Source organism: Devosia sp., from assembly GCF_028290625.1.
Classification (GTDB): domain Bacteria; phylum Pseudomonadota; class Alphaproteobacteria; order Rhizobiales; family Devosiaceae; genus Devosia.
The window spans coordinates 22,824-42,134 of record NZ_JAQGJM010000022.1 but is presented as its reverse complement, the minus strand read 5'-3'; the positions used below and the strand labels follow the sequence as shown (position 1 = coordinate 42,134).

Here is a 19,311-nt window from a genome sequence, read left to right as displayed (position 1 = left end):
GTTCCTCTGCGATATCGGCGTTAACACGAGCGGCACGCCGAAGTTCCGGCGATCAGGCGCCGGAAATCTTCATTTCGCGGATTTTGCCATCCGCGAAGACGAAGGTGAAAACGCCCGGCCCGGTATAGAAGCTGCTGGTCCAGTCGACGTTCAGGCTAATGCGCTCCGGCGTCTCTTCGATGACAGAGCCGAAGGTCATGGTGCCCTTGGCGCCGATCAGTTCCTTGTCGCTCCAGCCGCGGATGGCGGTGAGGCCGGAAAAGCGGCGGCCCCAGTCCTCGACGATGCCGGTGGGGGGAAAGAAGCTCAGGAATGACTCGGTGTCGCCCGCATTGATGGCGTCACGAAACGCGATGAGGATGGGTGGAAGGCTCTCGTGCGCCATTGCTGATCCCCCGGCGTTGTGGTTACGCCATGACAAAGCCGAACTTATCCTGATGTATTGCCTAATGTGAAGGCTTGCGGCCAAACATGCGGGATTGCTCGATTTTCCGACGCCATGCGCTTGCATGCGGGAGGCCGATACCCCATCTTGTCCGTAGAGTTTAGTTTGACAGGTCCATACCCCGCTCCGGAGGCGCCCCATGCAGCATGAAACCCCCCTGATCACCATGATCGTCGCGGGTCTTGTGCTGGCATATATATTCGGGATGATCGCCAATCGGTTCAAGATGCCCCCATTGGTGGGGTATCTGTTCGCCGGCATGCTGGCGGGACCCTATACGCCGGGCTTCGTTGCCGATCAGGCGCTGAGCGCCGAACTGGCCGAACTGGGCGTGATCCTCCTGATGTTCGGCGTCGGCCTGCATTTTTCGCTCAAGGACCTGTTGAGCGTGCGGGCGCTGGCTATCCCCGGCGCATTGGTGCAGATCGCCTTTGCGACGCTGCTCGGACTGGGGCTGGCGACGCTGCTGGGCTGGGGCCTGGGCGCCGGCATCCTGTTCGGGCTGGCGTTGTCGGTGGCCTCCACCGTGGTGCTGCTCAAGGCCTTGCAGGACAAGCGATTGATCGAGACCGAACGGGGGCGCATCGCCGTCGGCTGGCTGATCGTCGAAGATTTGGCCATGGTGCTGGCTTTGGTGCTGATCCCAGCCTTTGCGAGCCTGTCGGGTAATCCCGAGACGGTGATGCACGATCCGTTCGTGTCGTTCGTCGAGCGCATGCTGCGCATGGAAATTGGCATCTGGGGCGTGCTGGGGCTGACCCTGGTCAAGGTCGCGGCGTTTATCGGCTTCATGCTGATCGTCGGGCGGCGGGCAATTCCCTGGGCCCTGCATGCCACGGCCCATACTGGCTCACGCGAATTGTTCCGTCTGGCGGTGCTGGCGATTGCGCTGGGCGTGGCGTTGGGCTCCTCGGTGCTGTTTGGCGTTTCGCTGGCACTGGGTGCGTTCTTTGCCGGCATGATGCTGGCGGAAAGCGAACTCAGCCAGCGCGCCGCGCAGGAAACCCTGCCGCTGCGCGACGCTTTCGCGGTGCTGTTCTTCGTGTCCATCGGCATGCTGTTCGATCCCTCCATCCTGGTCAGCCAGCCGCTGCAGGTGCTGGCGACGGTGTTCATCATCGTCATCGGCAAGTCGGTGGCGGCCTTTGCTATCGTGCTGCTATTCCGCCGGCCGATCGGCACGGCGCTGACGATTTCGGCCAGCCTGGCGCAGATCGGCGAGTTCTCGTTCATCCTGGCCAGCATGGGTGTCTCCCTGGCGATCCTGCCCAAGGAAGGGCAGGACCTGATCCTGGCCGGCGCTCTGATCTCCATCGTGCTCAATCCCGTGGTGTTCTGGGCGGTCGATCTGGTCAAGCCGCGGCTCGAGCAGCGGGTGGCCAGCCGTCGGGGCGAACCTGAGGTGCGGGTCGAGCCGGGCGAGACGACCGTTTCGGTGGAAGGCGCGGTTGCGCCCGAAGCGCCTGCCGCAGAGGCTCCGGTTGGGGACAATGAGGACGAAGCCCAGCCGACGCGGCAGAAGGATCATACGATCCTCGTGGGTTTTGGCCGGGTGGGCCGCGTGGTCGGGCAGGGGCTCAAGGATGCGGGTGCGTCCCTCGTGGTGATCGAGGATTCCGATCACAGCATCGCCTATGCGCGCTCTAAGGGCATCGAAGTGGTCAGCGGCAACGCGGCCAGCGCCGAGGTGCTCAAGCTGGCCAACCTGGCGCAAGCCAAGGTGTTGATGATCGCCATTCCCAACGGTTTTGAGGCCGGGACCGTGGTCGAGGTCGGCCGCAAGATCAATCCGGGCATTCGCATTTTGGCGCGGGCGCATTCCGAAGACGAAGAGACCCATCTGCGCCATTTCGGGGCCGATCAGGTGATCATGGGCGAGCGCGAGATCGGCCTAGGCATGCTGGCCTGGCTGCGCGGCGAGCGGGTTGAGGATATCGTCGATACCGCCCCGGTGCCGCCGATTGAACCCAAGCTGGCGCCGGTGGAGAACATTCTGGAAAAGGCCGCCATCGTGGCGGCGGCAGAGCCGCTGGTTGTTGCTGAGCCGCCCGTCCCCGTGGAGTTGGTGGCGACGGTCGAGCCGGCTGTGGCTGCGGAACCGCAAGTCGTGCAGCCTGCGGCCATGGCGGAGGCGGCGGACATTGTCGCCAGCGAGAGCGTGATCGAATTGCCGGCTCTCGAGACGGCCGTGGCGCCGGTCGAGGATGTTGCGGTGATTGAGGCCGTCGAGGCCGTCGAGGCCGTGCCGGAAGAGGTTGTTGTCGGCGAGCCCGCTGTTGTCGACGCGGCGACGCTGGAGAGCGTGCAGACAACCCCGGCCGTGGCGGAGACGCCGGAGGCCTTGGTTGAAGCGACGCCTGTGGCCGATGAAACGCCTGAGGAACTCGCCACGGAAGACGAAATTTATGAGGGTAGTCCGGTGATCGAGCCGGAGGCGCCGGTCGTCGCTGACGACGAAGCGACGCCCGCCGAGCCTGCGGCTGACGAGGTCGCGGCTGAGGATGAAGTGTCGGAGGGTGGCCCGGTGGCTGTGCCGGAGCCGACGGAGCCTGACGCCGAACAGCAACCGGAAGAACGCGCAGTGCCGCCCGTGGTGCCTGAACCCAAGATTTGAAAGTCACTGAACTTCGATGATTTCGCAAAAGGCCAAATATGCTTTGCGCGCGCTAGTGTCACTGGCGCGGGCGCAGCGTGGCGAAACGATGATGATCGGCGACATTGCGCGCGAGCAGGCGATCCCCAAGAAATTCCTCGAACAGATTCTGTTGGAACTGAAGCGGGCCGGGTTCGTGGCGAGCCGGCGCGGGCGTACCGGGGGCTATGAATTGCTCAAGGCGCCGGAGGAAATCCGCTTCGGCGAAGTGCTGCGGCTGATCGACGGGCCGATCGCGCCGCTACCCTGCCTGTCCAAGATCGCCTATCGCAAATGCGAGGATTGCCGGGAGGAAAGCTCCTGCGAAATCCGGCATGTGTTCGAGCGGGTGACGTTGGCGACGCGCGCAGTGCTCGACAGTACAACGCTAGCGGATTCGCTGCGTCTGGAAGACCTTCCCGTCTAGCCAAAAGAAAAGGGCCGCATTGCTGCGGCCCTTCCATGAGTATTCGGCCTCAAGTGCCTGACGATTTCTCGTCTGAAGGAAGTGTGTTCTAGCCGAGGCTTACCCCCGACACGAACACATTATATCCAAGACCCTCTTCGAGCGCCGTAATCTCATAAGCCATTGGATCACCTCCTTCACGTTGGTTGAACATGACAAAAGCATGCGCCCGTTTTTCCGACCTGTAAATAGGGCGGTTTATGAACGAAAAGCGAACTAAATGTGAACAAACACTGATTAGATTTCGTGTGTGTGACGATGTGATCGGAAAGACTCAGTCAGGCGCGCGCCTTTTTGGGGCGGGAGCGGAGCTGGAAGATGGTGGCGGCGAAGACGCCGAGGGCGACGATGCCGATGATGATGGAGGCGAGCGCATTAACGTCGGGGGAGACGCCGAGGCGGACTTTTGAGAAGATCACCATGGGCAGGGTGGACGAGCCGGGGCCGCTGACGAAGCTGGCAATCACCAGGTCGTCGAGCGAGAGGGTGAAGCCCAGCAGCCAGCCCGAGACCAGCGCCGGGGCGATGATGGGCAGGGTGATGTCGAAGAAGACGCGGGCCGGGGTGGCGCCGAGGTCCATGGCGGCTTCCTCGAGGCTCATGTCGAAATCGGCGAGGCGCGACTGCACCACGACGCACACATAGGCCATGCAGAAGGTCGAATGGGCGAGGATGATGGTCAGCATGCCGCGGCCGGCGGGCCAGCCCAGAATGCTTTCCATGCCGACGAACAGCAGCAGCAGCGACAGGCCGGTGATCACGTCGGGCATGACCAATGGCGCCGAGACCATGCCCGACAGGATGGTGCGGCCGCGGAAGCGGCGGAAGCGGACCAGCGATATGGCGCAAAGCGTGCCCAGCACCAAAGCGATGGTGGCGCTGACGGCCGCAATGCGCAGGCTGAGCCAGGCGGCGCCGAGCATTTGTGGGTCGGCGAACAATTCGCCATACCATTTGGTGGAGAAGCCGGACCAGACAGTGACCAGCTTGCTTTCATTGAACGAGAACACGACCAGCGAAATGATCGGCGCGTAGAGGAAGACGAAGCCCAGGATCGCCATTGTGGGCAGGAACCAGCCGCGGCGCATTATTTGGTCCTCGCGGTGTCTTGCACGGCGTCCTGCGCCTTTTGCAGCAGCATGATGGGCACCACGACCACGACCAGCATGGCGATAGCCACCGCGGCGGCGCGGGGCCAGTTGGTATTGGTGAAGAACTCGTCCCAGAGCACGCGACCGATCATCAGGGTTTCGGGCCCGCCGAGCAGCGACGGAATGACGAATTCGCCGATGGCGGGGATGAAGACCAGCATGGAACCGGCGACGACGCCGGGCATGGAAAGCGGCAGGGTGATGGAAAAGAAGGTCCGCATGGGCCTGCCGCCCAGATCGGCGGAGGCCTCAAGCAGGGCGCCATCCAGCTTCACCAGATTGGTGAACAGCGGCAGGATCATGAAGGGCAGGTAGGTGTAAACGATGCCCACATAGACGGCGAAATCGGTCTGCATCATCACGAAAGGCAGCGACGGCATCTGCCAGCCGGCCCAGCCTAGGACGGCATTGTAGCCATTGATGACGTGCTGGAAGCCGATGAATTCCAGGAACTGGTTGATGACGCCATTGCCGCGCATGAAGCCGGTCAGCGCGTAGACGCGCAGCAGGAACGAGGTCCAGAACGGCAGGATGACCAGCATCAGCAGGATATTGCGCCAGCGATCGGACGAGCGGGCGATGAAATAGGCCATCGGATAGCCGATCAGCAGCGCGAAAATGGTCGAGATGAAGGCGATCTTGATCGAGTTCAAATAGGCCGCGACATAGAGACTGTCGGTGAACAGGCGGACATAGTTGGACAGGTGCAGAGTGAGCTGCACGGTGCCGTCCCCGGTGGTCAGCAGGTCGGAATAGGGTGGCTTGCCGAACTGCTTGGTGGCCAGCGAAATGCCGAACACCACGGCGAGCGGGATCAGGAACAACAGCGTCAACCAGGCGGCGGGGGCGGCAATGACGAGCGCGCGGCCAGACAGGCCCACGGCCGCGAAGGCGCGTTCGACCGCGGTCCAGGGACGGTGGCGGCGTGGCGCGGGATTGTCGATGTCGAAGGAGCTCATGGATGGGCTCCTTCGATGACACGGGCGCTGCCTTCACCTCTCCCTTTGGGGGAGAGGTCGACCCTCTTGGGTCGGGTGAGGGGGCCTTTACTGGGTGATGTGCCTAGGGAAGACCCCCTCACCCGGCGCGGTGCGCCGACCTCTCCCCCCAGGGAGAGGTGAAGAAAGGGTGTAGCGGCGTTCGGGCTCATACGGTCAGCACCGAGCCGGCGTTGTCGTGCCAGGTGCAGTAGACGGGTTCGTCCCAGGTGATGGCGTCGGGATTGCCGCGGATGGTGTTGGTCTGGGTGACGCGCAGGTGTTTGCCGCTGTCGAGGCGGATTTGGTAGACGCTCATGTCCCCCAGATAGCCGATGTCCTCGACCACGCCCTTGGTGATATTGGCGTCGCCTTCAGGGCGTTCGCGCGACAGGGCGATCTTTTCGGGGCGGATGGCCCACCACAGGATCTGGTCCGGTGCGCAATCGACGCCGTGGCCGACGAAGATATCGCAGCCCAGTTCTGCCGAGCGGATGCGGACATGGTCGGCTTCGTCCTCGGTGACGACGCCTTCCACCATGTTGACCGAGCCGATGAAGCCGGCGACGAACTTGGAATTGGGGAATTCGTAGATGTCGGTCGGCTCGCCGATCATGGCGATTTCGCCGTAGTTCATCACCCCGATGCGGGTGGCCAGCGACATGGCCTCTTCTTGATCGTGGGTGACGACGATGAAGGTGACGCCCAGGGTTTCCTGAATCTTGACCAGCTCGAACTGGGTTTCCTCGCGCAGCTTCTTGTCGAGCGCGCCGAGCGGTTCGTCGAGCAGCAGCAGCTTTGGCCGCTTGGCGAGGGAACGGGCCAGGGCAACACGCTGGCGCTGGCCGCCCGAAAGCTGGTCGGGGCGGCGCTTGCCGTAATCCTGGAGTTTCACCAGCGACAGCAGTTCGGCGACGCGGTCGGCGATTTCGGCCTTGGGCAGGTGATCGCGCTTGAGGCCGTAGGCGATGTTCTGTTCCACATTCATGTGCGGGAACAGCGCGTAGGACTGGAACATCATGTTGACGGGGCGGTTATAGGGCGCCACGCCGGTCATGTCCTGGCCATCGATCTCGATCTTGCCGGAGGTGGGTTCCTCAAAACCCGCCAACATGCGCAGCAGCGTGGATTTGCCGGAGCCCGAGCCGCCGAGCAGGCAGAACAGCTCGCCCTTGTAGATATCCAGCGACACGTCGGCGACGGCATAAACGTCACCGAATTTCTTGGTGACGTTGCTGATCCGAACAAACGGTTTTGCCGATGGATCGCGCCAGGGCCGAGTGTCTGCAGCAATTTGCGGTTTCTTGGCCATGGCGCGGTGCGAACTCTATTCGGGCGGCGACTGCCGCAATTTTCCAATCGCGCCATCCGATGCTGGACGACGAAGAAGGGGCGGAGCCGAAGCTCCGCCCGATGGGTGTTACTGGCCGGTCTTGATGCGGGTCCAGGTGCGGGTCAACACTTCCTCGAAATCGGGGCTGTGAGCACCCAGCACGAAGGCCTTGGCGATGGTTTCGGCGGGCGGATAGATGCCGGGATTGGTCTTGACGGCGTCGTCCACGAACTCGGTCGCCTTCAAATTCGGGTTGGCGTAAAACACGTAATTGGTGATCGCGGCGACGACCTTGGGCTCGAGGATGTAGTTGATGAACTTCATCGCATTGTCCGGGTGCGGCGCATCGGCCGGAATGGCGAGGAAGTCGAACAGGGTCGCGGCGCCTTCCTTGGGGATGACGTATTTGACTTCGGTGGGCGTTGCGGCCTTGGCGGCGGCGTCGACCGCCTGGAACACGTCACCCGAATAGCCAAGGGCCACGCAGGTTTCGCCATTGCCCAGGTCGTCGATATACTGCGACGAGCTGTAGTAGCGGATATAGGGCTTGATCGAGGTCAGCAGCGCCTCGGCCTTGGCGAGATCGTCCTCGCTCTCCGAATTGGGGTCGAGCCCCAGATAGTTGAGCGCGATACCGACTACTTCGGACGGGCTGTCGAGCAGGCTGATGCCGCACGAGGCCAGTTTTTCGGCGTTTTCGGGCTTGAAGATCAGGTCCCAGCTATCGACCGGGGCAGCGTCGCCCAGCGCTTCCTTGACCTTGGCGACATTGTAGCCATAGCCGATAGTGTTGATCATGTAGGGCACGGCATGGGCATTGTCCGGGTCCTGCTTGGACGCCGTCGCCATCACGGCCGGGTCGAGATTGACCAGGTTGGGGAGCTTGGACTTGTCGAGCGGCAGGATCAGGTCGGCCTTGATCTGGCGTTCGAGGAAATTGCCCGAGGGCACCACGATGTCATAGCCCGACGAGCCGGCCAGGAGCTTGGCATCGACGATCTCGTTATTGTCGTAGACGTCGTAGTTGACCTTGATGCCGGTCTCCGCCTCGAAGTTGGCGATGGTGTCCTCGGCGATATAGTCGGACCAGTTGTAGACGTTGAGCACGGCTTCTTCCTGGGCCACGGCGGGGGCCGCGACCATCAGGGCGCCAAGGGCGAGGACGAGCGATTTGTTCATCTGGGGTTGAGCTCCTGTGAGGGTCGGTTTTTGGCGGCGCCGCGTTCTGGCGCGCGGCAATTGGCGAAGCCGGACGCGCTTATCTTTGCGGGCCGGGAAGGACTGAAAAAATGGAGAGGGTTGCACCAAGGGGATGCCGGCGGGCATCGGGACAGTCGCTGGTCATGGGCCCGGGGCCGGGCGCGTATCGATCCGCCAATGGGGCGCAATCAATGATGATCGTCTTCAGCGAAGTAACCCTTGGCACGAGGAATATGGGGGCAAGCTAGAGCCAAAATTGCGGGGCGACAAGAGATTGCGTGGCAAGATTTTGCAGGGGTTGACGCGCAGCGCGCCGCAAGCGCAAAACCGGCACAACAGGGCCGCAGCAGGCGGCCATCTGACCCTAGTGACGGAGCGCAAAAATGAGCGCCAAGGCCTATTTGTCGATCAGCAATGAAGTGAAGTCCGCGCTGGCGGCCGGCAAGCCGGTGGTGGCTCTTGAATCCACCATCATCACCCATGGCATGCCCTATCCGCAGAACCTCGAAATGGCCAAGAATGTCGAGGCCGTGGTGCGTCAGCATGGCGCGGTGCCGGCGACGATCGCCATCATGGACGGGCGCTTCGCGGTGGGCGTTTCGGGCGACGACCTGGAGCGGCTGGCGCTGGAAGGCGGCAAGGCCGCCAAGGCGTCGCGGCGCGATGTGGCGGCGCTGCTGGTGCAGGGCGGCATGGCGGGCACGACCGTGGCAACGACGATGCAGATCGCGGCGCTGGCGGGGATTTCGATTTTCGCCACCGGCGGTATTGGCGGGGTGCATCGCGGGGCCGAAGACACATTCGATATTTCGGCGGACCTGGAAGAGCTGAGCCGCACGCCGGTGGCGGTGATTTGCGCTGGCGCCAAGTCGATCCTCGATATCGGCAAGACGCTGGAAGTGCTGGAGACCAATGGGGTACCGGTGCTGGGTTATGGCACCGACGATTTCCCTGCCTTCTGGACGCGGGTCAGCGGGCACAAGGTGGATCACCGGTTCGACGATGTCGCCGATCTCGCCAAGGTGGTGGCGCTGCAGATCGAGCTGGGCATGGGTGGCGTGCTGATCGCCAATCCGATCCCCGAAGCCGATGCGCTGGATGCGGCCAGCATCGAGGCGCGGATCGCCGAGGCCATTCGTGGTGCCGAAACCGAGGGGGTATCGCGCAAGGCGCTGACGCCGTTCCTGCTCAACCGCATCTTCGAATTGACCGAAGGCAAGTCGCTCAAGTCCAATATTGCATTGGTGGAAAACAACGCCAAGGTGGCGGCGCAGATCGCGGTGGCGCTGGCGGCGCGGGCCCAGCCCAAGCCAGCGATCCGCCGCGCATGAGCCGCCAGGTCCTGGTCATTGGCGATGTGATGACCGATGTCATCGTCATGCCCGAGGGGCCGCTGGTCAAAGGCAGCGACCGGCGGGCCAAAGTGCGCAGCCGGCCGGGCGGGTCGGGCGCCAACCAGGCGGTGTGGCTGGGTGCGATGGGGGCCGAAGTTGCGCTGGTGGCGCGGGTCGGCACCGAAGAACTGCATATGTACGAGAACTATTTCCGCGGGCTGGGCGTGGTGCCGTTCCTCGGGGGCGACAAGGAATTGCCCTCGGGCGTGCTGGTGACCATCGTCGATCCCGACGGAGAGCGCAGCTTCCTCACCGATCGCGGCGCCAACCTGCATTTGAGCGCGGCTGACCTGCCCAAGAGCTTGCTCGATAATCTCGGCATGGTGGTGGTGTCGGGCTATAGCCTGTTCGCGCCGGAGCCGCGGGCGGCAGTGCGCGACTTTTTATCCCTCGCCAAGGCAAGCGGGGTAGCGGTGGCTGTCGATCCGGCCTCCGAGGGATTCTTGCGCGAGGTGGGGCCGGACAAGTTCGTGGAATGGACCGCGGGCGCGGACTGGATTTTCGCCAACCAGGACGAGGCGGAAACGCTGTGCGGCGCCATCGAGCTCGATGTGCAGATGCGGCTTCTGGGCAGTCATTTCGCCAATGTGGTGATCAAGCGTGGCCGCTTTGGCGCAGCACTGGGCGGGTTGCATGGGATCAAGCTGACCATGGAGGCGCCGGTGGTGACTGTGGTGGATTCCACTGGGGCGGGCGATGCGTTCGCGGCCGGGTTCCTGGCGGCGCATGTGGATGGCGCTAGCCCCGAGGTAGCGCTGGCGCGGGCGATCGAGGCGGGGGCCAAGGCGGTGCGCTCGATCGGCGGGCAGCCTCCGTCGATGGGGTGAGCTTGGGCGAGGCCGGCCCTGCAAATCGCAGTCCTCCGCGCTTCCGGTGCTCATGTATGGAACGTACGCTCCGCTCCGGTTTCTCGAAGACCGCCATCTCGACTCGGCCAGGCTCAATCTTACTACACCGAGCGCGCTCGACTTGCCGAATAGGGCGTGGCACGAAGGGGCGGGGCTTGGAGGCATTGATGCGGAAAATCCTACTCGGGCTCTTGGGCTGTGCTGCCCTGGTGCAACCGGCGCTGGCGGACGGGAAGGTCTATGTGCAATTGCCGGATCTCTCGGGCTACCAGGACGCGGCGGCGGAGGCACTGCTGCACCGATTGGTGATGGCCAATGTGGTGTCGTCGCACTGCGCAGGCTTCGCGATCAGCGACGCGGAATTGTGGCTACTGCTGGACACAGCCGACATCGTTGCCGTGCAATTGGGCCTCGATACCGATCTCTATGGCGGCGATTATTCTCGTCCTGCCTACAATGCGCTGGTCGAGGAAGAAACCTGCCCGCTCGAGGGCCCCAAGGTCGAACTTACCCTGCGCGAACTGGTGGCCCATGGCGGCTCGCGCCAGCCCCTGCCCGACCAAAAGGCTGCGGCCGCGGCCTTCGAGCCCAATGAATTCTCCGACTTTCCCGCCTGGGAAAAGACCGAATGACACTTGTCGTGCAGATGCCGCCGGCCCGGGCGACATGGTTCGGTCTAAATCGGCAGGCTAGAGAGTTGCAAAGCTGAGGGAGAGAACGATGATGCGGAAACTGATAGGCGCGAGTTTGGCCGGGCTGATGCTGGTGTCCCCGGCGCTGGCGGACGGCAAGGTCTATGTGCAATTGCCGGACCTGTCGTCGCTGCATGGCGAGGGGCAAAAGGACTTTTTGCGCGGCTTGATCCTCGCCAATGTGATTTCGTCCAATTGTCCGGATTTTGCGGTGACCGAGCCGGAATGGTCGCTGCTGACCGACTCGGCCGATCTCATCGGCAGGGGGCAGTTTCACCTCAATGCCGAGGCCTATGATCAGCAGTATTTCGGCCCCGCTTTCGCCGTGCTGGAGGACAAAAGCGCTTGCGAGACCTATGGGCCGACCGTGCAGCCGATACTCGATCAGTTGGTCGCCTTGGGCGGCTCGCGCGAGCCGCTGCCGGACCAGGACGCCGCCTATGAGGATTGGCGCAAGATGCAGGATGAATGGGATGCGGCTGACGCTGCGCCAGTCGGAAAGACCAAGACCAAATGAGCTTTATCGGACAGGTCCTGGTTGGGCTGATCGCGCTGTTGCACTTTTATATATTGGTGCTGGAGATGTTCCTGTGGACCACGCCGCGCGGGCTCAAGGCGTTCGGGCAGACGCCGGAATCCGCGCAGGCAACCAGGACACTGGCGGCCAATCAGGGGCTTTATAACGGCTTCCTGGCGGTCGGGCTGGTCTGGGGATTGCTGCACCCGGATCGCCAGGTTGCTTGGGAATTGCAGATGTTCTTCCTCGCCTGCGTGGCGATTGCGGGCATCTATGGGGCGATCACCGCCAAGCGGTCGATCCTGTTCATCCAGACCGTGCCGGCAGTGATCGCCATGATCGTGGTGACCATGGCGATTTACCTGCAGACTGATCCGCCGGTCGCTTAGGCAGCGAATGCCGCCAGCACCCGCACCCAGGAGCGGATGCCGCGGTGGAAGCTTTCGAGGTCGTATTTCTCGTTGGGGCTGTGGATGCTGTCGTCCACATGGGCGAAGCCGATGAGCAGCGTGTCCATGCCGAGGATTTTCTTGAAATCGCCGGCCACGGGAATGGAGCCGCCCGAGCCGGTGATGACCGCTTCCTTGTTCCATTCGCCCGTGAGGCCGGCCAGAGCCTGCTTGAGATAGACGCCGTCCGAGGGGACGGTGATGGCGGGGGAGCCGCCATGTTCCCTAAAGGTCACCGAGCAGTCGGCAGGGATGCGATCCTGCACATGCTTGCGGAAGGCGGCGCGGATTTTGTCCGGCACCATGCCCGACACGAGGCGGAATGAAATCTTGGCGCTGGCCTTGGCGGGGATGACGGTCTTGAAGCCGTCGCCCGTATAGCCGCCGATCATGCCGTTGATCTCGCAGGTCGGACGGGCCCAGATCATTTCGAGCACCGATCGGGCGCTTTCGCCGGCCGGAATGGACAGGCCTGCCTCGGCGAGGAAGGCTTTTTCATCGAAGCCCAAGCCTTTCCACTGCGCCTTGATGGCGTCGGGCACTTCGGCGACGTCGTCGTAAAAGCCCGGCAGGGTGACGCTGCCATCGGGCGCGCGCAGGCTGGCGATGATTTCGGCCAGCACCTGATTGGGATTGCGCGCGGCATTGCCGAACATGCCCGAATGCAGATCCTTGCTGGCGCAGGTGATCTCGATCTCCTCGCCGACGAGGCCGCGCAGCATGGTGGTGATCGAAGGGGTCTTGCGGTCCCACATGTCGGTGTCGCAGACGAGCGCGATATCGGCGCGCAATTCATCGGCATTGGCGGCCATGAACGGGGGCAGATTCTTGCCGCCGCTCTCTTCTTCGCCTTCGAGCATTAATGAGACACGAACGGGTAACGATCCGTTAACATTTTTCCACGCCCGGCACGCTTCCACAAAGGTCATCAGCTGCCCTTTGTCGTCGGACGAGCCGCGCGCGACGATGATCTTGCGACCATTGGCGTCGTCCTTGATCACCGGCTCGAACGGATCGGTGTGCCACAGGTTCAGCGGATCGACCGGCTGCACGTCATAGTGGCCGTAGAACAGCACATGCGGACCCGTGCCGACGGAATCGTGAGCCACAACAACAGGATGGCCGGGCGTGGGTCGGGCCGCAGCGGTAAAGCCCTGGCCCGCCAGATCATCGACCAGGAACTGCGCGGCGCGCTGGCATTCGGCCGCATAGGCCGGATCGGTCGAGATCGACTTGATGCGCAGCAAATCCTTGAGCCGGCTCAATGCGTTAGCGAGATCGGCATCGACGCGGGCAAGGACAGCGTCGAGCATGGCGGGGGCGATGGTCATGGGTAGAACTTCCGATTTGATTTGGCGTGACCATGGCGCGGGGCGAGGAAGCCTGTCCAGCCCGATTTATGATGAATCGAATATGAACGGTGCGCTCAAACGGGGCTCAGATGGAACCATCTATGGTTAACGCAAGTTCGGATGTTCTGGACGCGAACCAAAGGAGTTTCCCATGCACCTTTCAGCCTCAGCCATTACGGCCTTGCTGCTTGCTGCCGGCGTGGGCAGCCTGACCGAGGCCGCGCCCGCATCCACAGTCGGCCGCACCCCATCCGCGGTGACGCCGATATCGACACCGCAATTCCTGCAGGGCAAGGCCGGCGACGGCAGTGTCAGGCAGGCGATGGCGGCGTGACATTACAGTTTATCGCCTGACCTCCTCCTTTCCATGCACAACTTCAGGCCTCGGCATCACGCCGGGGCTTTTTTTTGGCGGGAACCGACTCCACCCGCTGAACCGTTGAGCGAGCGGAGACCGCTCATGACCAAGACAGTGACGCTGCAGCCGATCGAGCCGATGGAAGCCAGGAGCGTGGATGAATTGCCCGCGGATGAGAGCTGGCAGTTCGAGCCGAAATGGGACGGCTTTCGCTGCATCGCCGTGCGGAGTGGCGACGGGGTGGCGCTGTTCGCCAAATCGGGCAAGCCACTGGGGCGGTATTTCCCCGAAGTGGTGGCGATGATTGCCGGACTGCCCGGCGACCACTTCGTGCTGGATGGTGAATTGGTGATCGCGACGGGCGGTGAACTGTCGTTCGATGCGTTGCAGATGCGGCTGCATCCTGCTGAGAGCCGGGTGCGCAAGCTCGCGGCGGACGCGCCGGCGCTGTTCATTGCCTTCGATATGTTGGCCAATGCGGCCGGCGACCTGACTGCATCAAGCCTGGATTTGCGCCGTGCGGCGCTGGAAGCGTTTGTGGGTGCGGCCAAGGCGACGGGACTGCGGCTGTCGCCGTTCACGCGCGATCGCAAGCAGGCGGTCAAATGGCTGGAAAAGGTGGGCGGGGCGCTGGATGGCGTCATCGCCAAGCGACTGGATGGGCCGTATCTCAGTGGCGAACGGGCCATGCTCAAAGTTAAGCGCATTCGCTCGGCCGATTGCGTGGTGGGTGGGTTTCGCTACGGCACCGATAGCGAACTGGTTGGCTCGCTGCTGCTGGGTCTGTTCAACGATAAGGGCCTGCTCGACCATGTCGGGTTCACCTCGGGATTTTCGGCGGCGGAGAAGCCGGACATCACCCAGCGGTTGGAGGCCCTCAAGGGACCACCGGGCTTTACCGGAGACGCGCCGGGCGGGTCGAGCCGATGGTCGACGGAGCGTTCGAGCCAGTGGGAGAGCCTGCGCCACGAACTGGTGGTGGAGGTGCTGTATGACCATGTGACGGGCAACAGGTTCCGCCATGGCACCAAGCTGCATCGCTGGCGGCCGGACAAGGCGCCGCGCCAGTGCACGTTCGAGCAATTGGAGCCGGCGCGGAAGCCCGAAGGCGTCGTGGCGAACACGATTGCCGGCGGCTAGGGCGCGCCGGCAATCGTATCGTCGGTGCTAAAAGAACAGATCGTCCAGGTCCGCTTCGGCCGAGGCTTCGGCGGCGGGAGCCGGTGGGGGTGCGGTGAGGTCCTTGCCGAAGAGCTGTTCGTGGATGCGGCGTTCGGCGTCCATGGTGTATTTGGAGCGCAGGATTGACAGCACGGCGGCCAAGGGCCCGGAGGGCGGGTCGATGTGGTCACTGGAATATTGGGCGATGAGGACGTGCATGTCCGCCATGGCCTCGGAAATGGCCGTCTGGTCGGCAAAGCTGGAGGCGGCTTCGCCCAACAGGTTGACGACTTTGGGGCCATCGAGGTTGAGCACGCCAAGGGCTTCGGCCAGCGTCTGGTCGACGGTTTCGAGCAGGCCGAGCGCGGCAGTGGCTTCCTGTTCAAGCTGGCCGACCTGGCCGGCAGCATCGCCAGAGGCAGCGGCGCCGAAGGACTGGGCGAGGCCGGCGGCTTCGTGCAGGCCACTCATGGCGGTTTCGGCGGCGGCGACGGTTTCGCCCGTCAGTTCACGCAACTGGCTGGCGATGACGTTGAGGGCGGTGCCGCGCGGTCCGAGCTGGGCGCATTTGACAGCGGCATTGAGGCTGACAAGGCGCATATTGGCCTCGATTTCCTGCACGGCTTCGACGTGACCGAGGAGGGACTGCACGGTGGCCTGCACGGCGCCGGCGACGATTTCGAGCTTGCTTCGCTCGGTCTCGCAGTCGCGCAGCACCTCTGCGGCGTGGCGGAGCTGGTCGCTGAGGGCGGCGAGCGGGGATTGCGCGCCGGCCTTGCCATGGCCGTAGATGTCGCGGCTGCGCACCATGATGGTGCGGGCGTCGGTCGCCAGATCGCCCAGCGCATTGGCGGCATCGGCAACGTCGGCGGTAAAGGCCTCGGCGGCGCTGGCCAATTGGGCGGCCTGCAAGCTGGCAATGGCGGCGAGGGCGAGGTCGTGTTCGTCGGTGGGCAGGCTGGCACCGGCGACGCTGTTGCCGTCTATCAGGTCGGCCAGGGTTTCGAGCGCGGTTTCGACATGTTCGAGGCGCTGGCGGGTGGCGTCGCCGACCTGCAGGGCCATGACGGCGCTGGCGATACGGCCGCCGATCTGGCGCGCGACGCGGCCGGTTTCGGCGCTGCCGTCGACCGAGGCCTGGCGCTGGCGGGTGACGGCCTCAAGGCTGCCATCCATGCTGGCGGCGAGGCCGCTCAAAGTGTCGGCATGGGCGGCCTCGAAATGGGCGCGCTGTTCGGCGGCGCGGCGCACTTCGTCGGTCAATTGCCGATAGACGGTGGAGAATTCCTGGATGGTGCGGCTGGCGCTTTCCGACAGCTTGGCGATATCGGTGGTGAAAACCTCGAAATCATCGCCGTCGCCCACAATGCCGGCAGCGACGACGCGGGCATTGATGGCGACGATGCCCATCATCTTGACGGTGCGGCGCAGATCGGAAATCGGGTGATCGGCGGCGGCAACGACGCTGACGAGGCGCGCAAGATCGGCCTGTTCGGTGGCGAAGACGGCGGCAATGGCCTGGGACTCGGTGCCGATGGCGGCCAGGCGGGCCGAGGCCTCATGCAGTTCGGGGCTTTCCAGACTCTGTGGCAGGGCCTCGAAAATGCGGGTGATGCGGTTGAGCATGGCCGCGCCCTTGGTCAGGCGATCGCCGACCGCCACGAAGGTGGTTTCGATGCGTTCGCGCGGCTCGACAATGCCGGGCACGAGGGCCCGCAGGTCGCTGGCGGTGGGCAGGGCAGCTTGGGTCTGGCGGGCGAGAGCCGTCATTTGATTGCCCCTAAGGCGGTGCGGACATAGGTGTTGATTTCGTTGGCGACGCGGTTGAGCGCCACCACCTTGGTGGCGGCGCCGCGCTGGATGGCTTCCTTGGGCATGCCGAAGACGACGGAGCTTTCCTCGTCCTGGGCGACCGTGTAGCTGCCGGCCTGGCGCATTTCGAGCAGGCCGCGCGCGCCGTCATCGCCCATGCCGGTCAGGATGATGCCCATGGCGTTCTTGCCGGCGGCCTGGGAGGCGGAGCGGAACATCACGTCCACCGAAGGACGGTGGCGCGAGACGTGGGGGCCTTCGATGACGTTGACGGTGTAGCGGCTGCCGGCGCGATGCAGCGCCATGTGCAGGTTGCCCGGTGCGATGAGGACACGGCCGGCCTGGACCACATCGCCATCCTCGGCTTCCTTGATCTCCATGGCGCAGATGCCGTTGAGGCGGCGCGCGAAGGCGTTGGTGAATTTTTCTGGCATGTGCTGGACGATGATGATGCCCGGCGTGGTAGCGGGCAGGGCCTCGAGCACTTCGCGCAGCGCTTCGGTGCCGCCGGTCGAAGCGCCGATGCAGATGATCGGTTCGGTCACCGGCATCTTGGCGCGCTGGGAGGCGGCGCGGGCTTCGGAATGGGGCGGGATGATCGCGTCGGCGTTGAGCTTGGCCTCGACGGTGAGGCGCGGGGCCGGCTTGTGCACGCCGCGGAATTTGGCATGGGCGGCGGCCTTGGCGGCGTCGCAGATGCGCATCCGGGATTCCTTGAGGAATTCGGCGGTGTCGACGCGCGGCTTGGTGACCACGTCGACGGCCCCGGCTTCGAGCGCCTGCATCAGCGTGTCGGAGCCGGCTTCGGCCAGCGACGAGCAGATGACGACGGGAATTGGCCGCTGGCTCATGATCTTGCGCAGGAAGGTCAGGCCGTCCATGCGCGGCAGTTCGATATCGAGGAACATCACGTCGGGCACTTCCTGGCGGATGCGCTCGACGGCGACGTAGGGATCGGCGGCGGTGGCCATGACTTCGAGTTCGGGGTCACTGCCGATGATCTCGCTCAGGGTCATGCGTACGGAGGCGCTGTCATCAACGATGAGGACGCGGATCTTGCGATGGGGACCGGGCTGGGCGGCTTCAGGCATGGGCGCGCTCACGGCTTCTGGAAAACGGCGGGCGCGACCTGGCGCATGGTGATGTTGGTTCCGATCATGGATTCGGAATGGCCGAGGACCAGATACCCCCCCGGACGTAAATGTTTGATCAACTTGAGGATCACGGCTTCCTGATCGGCCTTCTCGAAATAGATCAGCACATTGCGCAGGAAAATGATGTCGACGTCGCTATCAAAGGGATAGGTCTTGTCCATCAGGTTGAGGCGAGCGAAGCGCACCAGGCGGCGCAGTTCGGGCACGATGCGCACTTCGGAGCGGATACCCGCCTTGCGAGCGAACATCAGGTAGCGCGACTGCTTGAGCTGGGGCACCGGGGTGATCATTTCGGCCGGATAGACCGCGCGCTGGCCCTGGGCGAGCACGGCGGTCGAGATGTCGGTGCCCAGGATTGAGAAGCGGAAATCACCGCGCTGGCCGGCCAGATCGGCCAGTACCATGGCCAGCGTATAGGCCTCGGCGCCGGTGGAGCTGGCGGCGCTCCAGACCTTGAGCACGGGCTGGCGCTCGCCGCGGCGCAGTTCCAGCAGTGCGGGCACCATGCGCTGCTCGAGACAATCGAAATGCTCGGGCTCGCGGAAGAAATCGGTCTTGTTGGTGGTGACCGCATTGATCAGGAAGGGGCGCTCGGCGACCAGGCCGTCCTTCTTGAACAGGTAGGCACAATAGGCGTCGAAGCTGTCCAGACCCAAGGTACGGATACGCTTGCGCAGGCGGCCCTCCACCATCAGGCGCTTGGCGGGCGGCAGCTTGATGCCAACCTCGTCGCCAATCAGAGTGGCGATGCGCTTGTAGTCCAGCGCGGTGAGGTGATCGTCTTCGTCGTCGATGCGGATAGCGGCGGCGGTACGAGCGGGAAGGGGCACAATAAACTCCGGCCGATGGCGGCACGTCGGAACCCGCTGCTGCGGGACGACGTGCCGAAAGGGTTCAGGCAGCCTGCGTCACGGGCGCCGCAGAAGCGCCCAGCAGGGTGTCGAGATCGAGCACGGTAACGAACTTGCCGTTACGGCGACCGATGCCGGCGATGCAGCGCCCGTTCCAGGCGCCGCTGATCGAGGGCGGTGGATCGAGCTCGTTCTCGTCGAGGATGGTGACCTCGAACACCCGGTCGGTTCGGAGGCCAAGCCGACGCTCGCCATCAGCGCCGTCGATCGACAGCACCACGATGCGGGTGTTCTCGGTGTCCTCCCTGGGCTCCATATCGAGCGTCAGGCGCAGGTCGAGCACCGGAATGCCCTGGCCGCGGACATCGATCATGCCGAGCAGGTTGGCGGGAGCCTGGGGCAGGCGCGCGATCGGGCGCATGTCCAGGATTTCCTGCACCTTTTCGACGGGTGCGGCGAAGATTTCGTCCGCGACCCCGAGAGTTACGTATTGCTGGTTTTCTGCCATCTTGTCCTCGT

18 protein-coding genes and 1 pseudogene are annotated in these 19,311 nt (G+C 63.8%); 9 read left to right on the top strand and 10 right to left on the bottom strand.

What is annotated here, in order from left to right; genetic code table 11:
• Positions 1 to 52: 52 nt before the first annotated feature.
• Positions 53 to 385 carry a nuclear transport factor 2 family protein gene (locus JWR51_RS12300; RefSeq protein WP_299747775.1) on the bottom strand — a complete coding sequence of 111 codons (333 nt, stop codon included), beginning with the start codon at positions 383 to 385 and terminating at the stop codon, positions 53 to 55.
• A 199-nt stretch (positions 386 to 584) separates the two neighbouring features.
• Between JWR51_RS12300 and JWR51_RS12295 the strand changes: the two are divergent.
• Positions 585 to 2,348: pseudogene (locus JWR51_RS12295) on the top strand (cation:proton antiporter); the annotation flags it as partial.
• Between the two features lie 727 nt (positions 2,349 to 3,075).
• Entirely contained in the window at positions 3,076 to 3,504 is a 429-nt protein-coding gene (locus JWR51_RS12290; RefSeq protein ID WP_299747773.1) for an Rrf2 family transcriptional regulator, read from the top strand.
• A gap of 317 nt (positions 3,505 to 3,821) precedes the next feature.
• On the opposite strand, the gene JWR51_RS12285 is transcribed toward JWR51_RS12290, so the two are convergent.
• From JWR51_RS12285 to JWR51_RS12270, 4 genes are all read right to left on the bottom strand, one after another.
• Positions 3,822 to 4,631 carry an ABC transporter permease subunit gene (locus JWR51_RS12285; protein ID WP_299747771.1) on the bottom strand — a complete coding sequence of 270 codons (810 nt, stop codon included), beginning with the start codon at positions 4,629 to 4,631 and terminating at the stop codon, positions 3,822 to 3,824.
• A complete protein-coding gene (locus JWR51_RS12280; RefSeq protein ID WP_299747769.1) occupies positions 4,631 to 5,653 on the bottom strand; it encodes an ABC transporter permease subunit in 1,023 nt (340 codons plus the stop codon). The genes JWR51_RS12285 and JWR51_RS12280 overlap by 1 nt, the downstream gene beginning before the upstream one ends.
• Before the next feature lie 187 nt (positions 5,654 to 5,840).
• The gene (potA, locus tag JWR51_RS12275) at positions 5,841 to 6,983 is read right to left on the bottom strand and encodes a polyamine ABC transporter ATP-binding protein (protein WP_299747767.1); all 1,143 of its coding nucleotides are present in this window, start codon (positions 6,981 to 6,983) and stop codon (positions 5,841 to 5,843) included.
• Between the two features lie 108 nt (positions 6,984 to 7,091).
• Positions 7,092 to 8,183: a polyamine ABC transporter substrate-binding protein gene (locus JWR51_RS12270; protein ID WP_299747765.1), complete on the bottom strand. Its 1,092-nt coding sequence runs from the start codon at positions 8,181 to 8,183 to the stop codon at positions 7,092 to 7,094.
• A gap of 404 nt (positions 8,184 to 8,587) precedes the next feature.
• Between JWR51_RS12270 and JWR51_RS12265 the strand changes: the two genes are divergently transcribed.
• The 5 genes from JWR51_RS12265 to JWR51_RS12245 all read left to right on the top strand — a co-directional run bounded on the left by JWR51_RS12265 (position 8,588) and on the right by JWR51_RS12245 (position 12,044).
• Positions 8,588 to 9,535: a pseudouridine-5'-phosphate glycosidase gene (locus JWR51_RS12265; RefSeq protein ID WP_299747763.1), complete on the top strand. Its 948-nt coding sequence runs from the start codon at positions 8,588 to 8,590 to the stop codon at positions 9,533 to 9,535.
• Positions 9,532 to 10,425 (top strand): carbohydrate kinase family protein, encoded by an 894-nt coding sequence (locus tag JWR51_RS12260; RefSeq protein WP_299747761.1) that lies wholly within the window; start codon positions 9,532 to 9,534, stop codon positions 10,423 to 10,425. The genes JWR51_RS12265 and JWR51_RS12260 overlap by 4 nt, the downstream gene beginning before the upstream one ends.
• 188 nt (positions 10,426 to 10,613) lie before the next feature.
• Positions 10,614 to 11,078 (top strand): hypothetical protein, encoded by a 465-nt coding sequence (locus JWR51_RS12255; protein ID WP_299747759.1) that lies wholly within the window; start codon positions 10,614 to 10,616, stop codon positions 11,076 to 11,078.
• A gap of 91 nt (positions 11,079 to 11,169) precedes the next feature.
• Entirely contained in the window at positions 11,170 to 11,655 is a 486-nt protein-coding gene (locus JWR51_RS12250; RefSeq protein ID WP_299747757.1) for a hypothetical protein, read from the top strand.
• Positions 11,652 to 12,044 (top strand): DUF1304 domain-containing protein, encoded by a 393-nt coding sequence (locus JWR51_RS12245; RefSeq protein ID WP_299747756.1) that lies wholly within the window; start codon positions 11,652 to 11,654, stop codon positions 12,042 to 12,044. Before JWR51_RS12250 ends, JWR51_RS12245 begins: the two co-directional genes overlap by 4 nt.
• Here JWR51_RS12245 and JWR51_RS12240 read toward each other — a convergent pair.
• Positions 12,041 to 13,435: a M20/M25/M40 family metallo-hydrolase gene (locus JWR51_RS12240; RefSeq protein ID WP_299747754.1), complete on the bottom strand. Its 1,395-nt coding sequence runs from the start codon at positions 13,433 to 13,435 to the stop codon at positions 12,041 to 12,043. The genes JWR51_RS12245 and JWR51_RS12240 overlap by 4 nt on opposite strands.
• Before the next feature lie 172 nt (positions 13,436 to 13,607).
• Between JWR51_RS12240 and JWR51_RS12235 the strand changes: the two genes are divergently transcribed.
• Positions 13,608 to 13,790, top strand: a complete 183-nt coding sequence (locus JWR51_RS12235; RefSeq protein WP_299747752.1) for a hypothetical protein — start codon at positions 13,608 to 13,610, stop codon at positions 13,788 to 13,790.
• Between the two features lie 126 nt (positions 13,791 to 13,916).
• Positions 13,917 to 14,954, top strand: a complete 1,038-nt coding sequence (locus JWR51_RS12230) for an ATP-dependent DNA ligase (RefSeq protein WP_299747750.1) — start codon at positions 13,917 to 13,919, stop codon at positions 14,952 to 14,954.
• Positions 14,955 to 14,981: 27 nt separating this feature from the next.
• On the opposite strand, the gene JWR51_RS12225 is transcribed toward JWR51_RS12230, so the two are convergent.
• The 4 genes from JWR51_RS12225 to JWR51_RS12210 form a co-directional block, all read right to left on the bottom strand.
• A complete protein-coding gene (locus JWR51_RS12225; RefSeq protein WP_299747748.1) occupies positions 14,982 to 16,745 on the bottom strand; it encodes a hypothetical protein in 1,764 nt (587 codons plus the stop codon).
• Entirely contained in the window at positions 16,742 to 17,878 is a 1,137-nt protein-coding gene (locus tag JWR51_RS12220) for a chemotaxis response regulator protein-glutamate methylesterase (protein WP_299747746.1), read from the bottom strand. Before JWR51_RS12220 ends, JWR51_RS12225 begins: the two co-directional genes overlap by 4 nt.
• Before the next feature lie 8 nt (positions 17,879 to 17,886).
• The gene (locus JWR51_RS12215) at positions 17,887 to 18,771 is read right to left on the bottom strand and encodes a CheR family methyltransferase (protein ID WP_299747744.1); all 885 of its coding nucleotides are present in this window, start codon (positions 18,769 to 18,771) and stop codon (positions 17,887 to 17,889) included.
• A 64-nt stretch (positions 18,772 to 18,835) separates the two neighbouring features.
• Positions 18,836 to 19,300, bottom strand: coding sequence for a chemotaxis protein CheW (locus JWR51_RS12210; RefSeq protein ID WP_299747742.1), 465 nt, complete (start codon positions 19,298 to 19,300; stop codon positions 18,836 to 18,838).
• Between the last annotated feature and the right edge of the window lie 11 nt (positions 19,301 to 19,311).

Bases quoted from the DNA above. Each gene is read 5' to 3' on its own strand.
- JWR51_RS12210 (WP_299747742.1), bottom strand. From the start codon at position 19,300: ATGGCAGAAAACCAGCAATACGTAACTCTCGGGGTCGCGGACGAAATC.
- JWR51_RS12270 (WP_299747765.1), bottom strand. From the start codon at position 8,183: ATGAACAAATCGCTCGTCCTCGCCCTTGGCGCCCTGATGGTCGCGGCC.
- JWR51_RS12225 (WP_299747748.1), bottom strand. From the start codon at position 16,745: ATGACGGCTCTCGCCCGCCAGACCCAAGCTGCCCTGCCCACCGCCAGC.
- JWR51_RS12230 (WP_299747750.1), top strand. From the start codon at position 13,917: ATGACCAAGACAGTGACGCTGCAGCCGATCGAGCCGATGGAAGCCAGG.
- JWR51_RS12285 (WP_299747771.1), bottom strand. From the start codon at position 4,631: ATGCGCCGCGGCTGGTTCCTGCCCACAATGGCGATCCTGGGCTTCGTC.
- JWR51_RS12300 (WP_299747775.1), bottom strand. From the start codon at position 385: ATGGCGCACGAGAGCCTTCCACCCATCCTCATCGCGTTTCGTGACGCC.
- JWR51_RS12240 (WP_299747754.1), bottom strand. From the start codon at position 13,435: ATGACCATCGCCCCCGCCATGCTCGACGCTGTCCTTGCCCGCGTCGAT.
- JWR51_RS12245 (WP_299747756.1), top strand. From the start codon at position 11,652: ATGAGCTTTATCGGACAGGTCCTGGTTGGGCTGATCGCGCTGTTGCAC.
- JWR51_RS12220 (WP_299747746.1), bottom strand. From the start codon at position 17,878: ATGCCTGAAGCCGCCCAGCCCGGTCCCCATCGCAAGATCCGCGTCCTC.
- JWR51_RS12255 (WP_299747759.1), top strand. From the start codon at position 10,614: ATGCGGAAAATCCTACTCGGGCTCTTGGGCTGTGCTGCCCTGGTGCAA.
- JWR51_RS12235 (WP_299747752.1), top strand. From the start codon at position 13,608: ATGCACCTTTCAGCCTCAGCCATTACGGCCTTGCTGCTTGCTGCCGGC.
- potA (WP_299747767.1), bottom strand. From the start codon at position 6,983: ATGGCCAAGAAACCGCAAATTGCTGCAGACACTCGGCCCTGGCGCGAT.
- JWR51_RS12265 (WP_299747763.1), top strand. From the start codon at position 8,588: ATGAGCGCCAAGGCCTATTTGTCGATCAGCAATGAAGTGAAGTCCGCG.
- JWR51_RS12250 (WP_299747757.1), top strand. From the start codon at position 11,170: ATGCGGAAACTGATAGGCGCGAGTTTGGCCGGGCTGATGCTGGTGTCC.
- JWR51_RS12260 (WP_299747761.1), top strand. From the start codon at position 9,532: ATGAGCCGCCAGGTCCTGGTCATTGGCGATGTGATGACCGATGTCATC.
- JWR51_RS12290 (WP_299747773.1), top strand. From the start codon at position 3,076: ATGATTTCGCAAAAGGCCAAATATGCTTTGCGCGCGCTAGTGTCACTG.
- JWR51_RS12280 (WP_299747769.1), bottom strand. From the start codon at position 5,653: ATGAGCTCCTTCGACATCGACAATCCCGCGCCACGCCGCCACCGTCCC.